The sequence below is a fragment of the Streptomyces griseorubiginosus genome, from assembly GCF_017614965.1.
In the GTDB taxonomy this organism is placed as follows: Bacteria; Actinomycetota; Actinomycetes; order Streptomycetales; family Streptomycetaceae; genus Streptomyces; species Streptomyces griseorubiginosus_B.
Genome location: NZ_WVUG01000495.1, coordinates 1 through 3,915 on the forward strand (window position 1 = coordinate 1; position 3,915 = coordinate 3,915).

Consider the following 3,915-nt stretch of genomic DNA (forward strand, 5'->3'; position numbering starts at 1 on the left):
CCCCCGTTGTCCGGCCGGCCCCGCCCGTGCGGGCGGGGCCGGGCCCGTCAGTTGCTGGTGCCCCGGCCGAGCTCCCAGAGCTGAAGGGTGGAGGAGGAGTTGAGCGCGTAGGCGGTTCCCGTGACGTCGTCGCGGGCGGCGACGTACTGCTTGCCCTGCCACAGCGGAAGGATCGGCACGTCGTCGGCGACGATGTCCTGGATCGTCGTGAGGTCGTCGCCGGCGGCGATGCGGTCGGCCTCGCGGCGGGAGTCCGGGATCAGGGTGTTGATGATCCTGCTGTTCTTGTACGGCAGCTTCAGGAAGTTGTCCGTGTCGAGGAACGGCGCCAGGTAGTTGTCGGGGTCCGGGAAGTCCGGGAACCAGCCCATGCCCCAGACGTCGTACTCGCCCTTGCGTTCGGCCGGGACGAAGTCGTCCCACTTGGCGCCCTGGATGCTGACGTCGAACAGACCGCTGTCGTTGAGCTGCTTCTGCAGGATCTGGAATTCCTTCGCGGTGGCCGAGCCGTAGTGGTCGGTCGTGTAGTGCAGCGTCAGCTTGACCGGTGTGTTGATGCCGGCCTTGATCAGCAGGGACTTGGCCTTGGGGACGCTCGGCTCGCCGTACTTGTTGAAGAACGAGTTGGAGTGGCCGGTGACGCCGGCCGCGACCAGCGAGTACAGGGGGTCGGCCTGGGTGCCGTACACCTTGGAGACCAGCTCGCCGCGGTTGATCAGCTGGGCCATCGCCTGGCGGACGGCCTTGCTCTTCACGGAGGGCGCGTTCGTGTTGAAGGCGAGGTAGCGGATCTCCAGGCCGGACATCTCGACCAGGTCCTCGCTGCTGTTGGTGCCGGCCGACAGCTTCCGGATCAGGTCGGGAGACATCGTGCGGGTCATGACGTCGATGTCACCCTTGTCCAGGGCGGAGCCCATGGCGGAGGCGTCGTCGTAGGAGACCATGTCGACCTTGGAGTTGTTCACCTTGAGCGTCCCCTTGTAATTGGGGTTCTTGGTGAACGTGGCCTTGACGATCGCGTTGTCCTTGACGTCGGCCGACAGGGTGTACGGGCCGGAGCCGTCGACGTCGAACCCGTCGCGCAGCTTGTTCTTCTCGTAATCGTCCGGGTTGACGATGCCGGCGACCGGGGTCGACAGCTTGTACGGGAAGGTGGCGTCGGCGGTCTTGAGGTGGAAGATGACCTCGTTGTCGCCCTGCGTCTCGACGGTGTCGATGGTGTTCAGCAGGGCGGAGACGCCGGAGTCGGCCTTGATGGCGCGGGCGCGGTCGATGGAGTACTTCACGTCGGCCGCGGTGATCTTGTCGCCGTTGGCGAACTTGAGGCCGTCGCGCAGGGTGCACGCGTAGCGCTCGTTGCCGCTGTCGGTGAAGCCGCACTTCTGGGCGGCCTCGGGCACCGGGTCACCTTCGCCCTTGGGCTGGATCATCAGCGTCTGCACGGTCTGGCGCAGGATGTTCCAGGTGCCGACGTCGTACGCGTACGCCGGATCCAGCGGCGCCGGCGCGGCCTTGGTCACGGTGAACCGGTCCGTGGTGCCGACGACGATGGCGTCACCGCCGCCACTGCCGCTGCCGGACCCTCCGCAGGCGGCGAGCACGGGCGCCAGCAGGCCGACGACGGCAGGCAGCACCATTGTCTTGCGGTTCATGCTCGTGATTCTCCAGAGCTGTTCAGGTCCGTGTATCCGGCATGCAGGGGTGTCGCGGCGGAACACGGGGGTAGGGGCGGGGTTTCTCGCGACGAGATTAGTCCGCACCTGCACGGGGACCCGCAGCCACCGGAGTTGAGACGCCATCACGCAGTGAAACCGGGTGTGGACAGACCGAAAACCCTTCGGGGGAAGGATTAGTGCAGCCTTCCATCAATCAGGACACAAAGGCACGCCTGATCATAGAAAACAGGGGCAACCTGCACAACCGACCGTGACTGTCGACCCCCGTGCAAGTGGGGAACCTCACATATCCAACGGGCGGCAACAGTACTGGAATTCGGTCATCCGCCGGAAGCCGAATTCCCTTTCGTCATCAGTCGGTGATCAGACCCCGGAGAAATGCCAAGTCGACCTCTTCCAGGGAGCCGACGACGGTTCTGCGGACGGCGGGGGCGATCGGGGCCACGGAGGGCACCACCACGACATGGCAGCCCGCGGCCTCGGCCGCGGCGACGCCGGTCGCGGTGTCCTCGACGACCGCGCATCTGGCCGGATCCACGCCGAGCCCGGCCGCCGCGGTCAGATACGGGTCGGGGTGCGGCTTGGTCCGCGGGACCTCGTCGCCGGCCACCGACAGCGCGAAGTGCTGCGGCCCGAGCGAGGTGAGCACCCGGTCGATGATGCGCCGGTGGGAGGCGGAGACCAGGGCGGTCGGGATCTCGTACTCGGAGAGCTCGGCGAGGAGTCTCGCCGCGCCCGGCATCAGCGGCAGGGCGCGGGCGATGCGGTCCTCGAAGCCCTGGTTGAGCAGGACCGTGAGCTCGGCGAGCTCGATGTCCGCACCGGTGGCCTCGATCAGGAACCCCGCGCTGCGGGTCATGGGACCGCCGACCACGACATGACGCCAGGAGTCGTCGAGGACGTGGCCGAGGCGCGCGAAGATCTCCACCTCCACGTCCCACCAGAAACCCTCGGTGTCCACCAGGGTGCCGTCCATGTCGAGGAGCACGGCCTGCAGGGCTGAGCCTTCGGCCGTACGGGTTCCGAGCGCGGGGACCGTACTGGTCATCCGGGCGCACCTCCTTGAGGGACGATCAGGCCGGTTCCCGCGCGGGGAACCGGCCTGCAGTGGACCGACCAGTGTACGTCTCTCGCGGCGGAAGCGCCTCGTTTAACCGTCGTGGTCCGGGGCACACCGTCACTACCGCTGGGGGCCGCCCTGATGTGCGCCGATGCGCCCCCAGGCGGCCCCTTTCCGGGTACCTCCCCGCGTCGCCCTCAGCGGGCGTTGAAGTACTTCGCCTCGGGGTGGTGGATCACGATGGCGTCCGTGGACTGCTCCGGGTGCAGCTGGAACTCCTCGGACAGGCGGACACCGATGCGCTCCGGTTCGAGCAGATCGGCGATCTTGGCGCGGTCCTCCAGGTTCGGGCACGCTCCGTAGCCGAGCGAGAACCGGGCGCCACGGTACTTCAGGGCGAACATGTCCTCGATGTCGCTCGGGTCCTCACCGGAGAAACCCAGCTCCGAACGCACCCGCGCGTGCCAGTACTCGGCGAGCGCCTCGGCCAACTGCACGGACAGTCCGTGCAGTTCCAGGTAGTCGCGGTAGGAGTTGGCCTCGAAGAGCTTGGCGGTCTCCTCGCCGATCCTGGACCCGACGGTGACGACCTGCAGTCCGACGACGTCCGTCTCCCCCGCCTCCTGCGGACGGAAGAAGTCCGCGAGACAGAGGCGGCGGCCACGGCGCTGGCGCGGGAAGGTGAAGCGGGTGCGCTCGTTGCCGTGCTCGTCCAGGATGATCAGGTCGTCGTCCTTGGAGACGCAGGGGAAGTAGCCGTAGACCACGGCGGCCTCGAGGAGGTTCTCGGTCTGCAGCCGGTCCAGCAGCCCGCGCAGCCGCGGCCGGCCGTCGGTCTCGACGAGTTCCTCGTACGAGGGTCCCTCGCCGGTGCGGGCCTGCTTGAGGCCCCACTGGCCCTTGAACAGCGCGCCCTCGTCGAGCCAGCCGGCGTACTCCTTGAGCTGGATGCCCTTGACGACGCGGGTGCCGAAGAACGGCGGCTCCGGGATGGGGTTGTCGGTGGCGACGTCGGAGCGGACGTTGCCCTCCACCGGCTGCTCGTCGACCTCGGCGGACGCGGTGGCCCGCACCCGGCGCTGCTTCAGCTCCGGCAGCTTGGCCCCCGGCACCCCCCGCTTGACGCCGATCAGGGCGTCCATCAGCCGCAGGCCCTCGAAGGCGTCCCGGGCGTAACGC

The 3,915-nt window shown here is 68.0% G+C and carries 3 protein-coding genes; all 3 read right to left on the bottom strand.

The window, feature by feature from the left end; translation table 11 throughout:
* Positions 1-47: 47 nt before the first annotated feature.
* Positions 48-1,652, bottom strand: a complete 1,605-nt coding sequence (locus GRC12_RS42525) for an ABC transporter substrate-binding protein (RefSeq protein ID WP_208785799.1) — start codon at positions 1,650-1,652, stop codon at positions 48-50.
* Positions 1,653-2,028: 376 nt separating this feature from the next.
* Positions 2,029-2,724: an HAD family hydrolase gene (locus GRC12_RS42530; protein WP_208785800.1), complete on the bottom strand. Its 696-nt coding sequence runs from the start codon at positions 2,722-2,724 to the stop codon at positions 2,029-2,031.
* Between the two features lie 209 nt (positions 2,725-2,933).
* A partial coding sequence (locus GRC12_RS42535; RefSeq protein WP_280117600.1) for a vitamin B12 dependent-methionine synthase activation domain-containing protein occupies positions 2,934-3,915 on the bottom strand: 982 nt, incomplete at its 5' end.

Excerpts from the sequence above, each read along its gene's own strand:
- GRC12_RS42525 (WP_208785799.1), bottom strand. The coding sequence starts at position 1,652 with ATGAACCGCAAGACAATGGTGCTGCCTGCCGTCGTCGGCCTGCTGGCG.
- GRC12_RS42530 (WP_208785800.1), bottom strand. The coding sequence starts at position 2,724 with ATGACCAGTACGGTCCCCGCGCTCGGAACCCGTACGGCCGAAGGCTCA.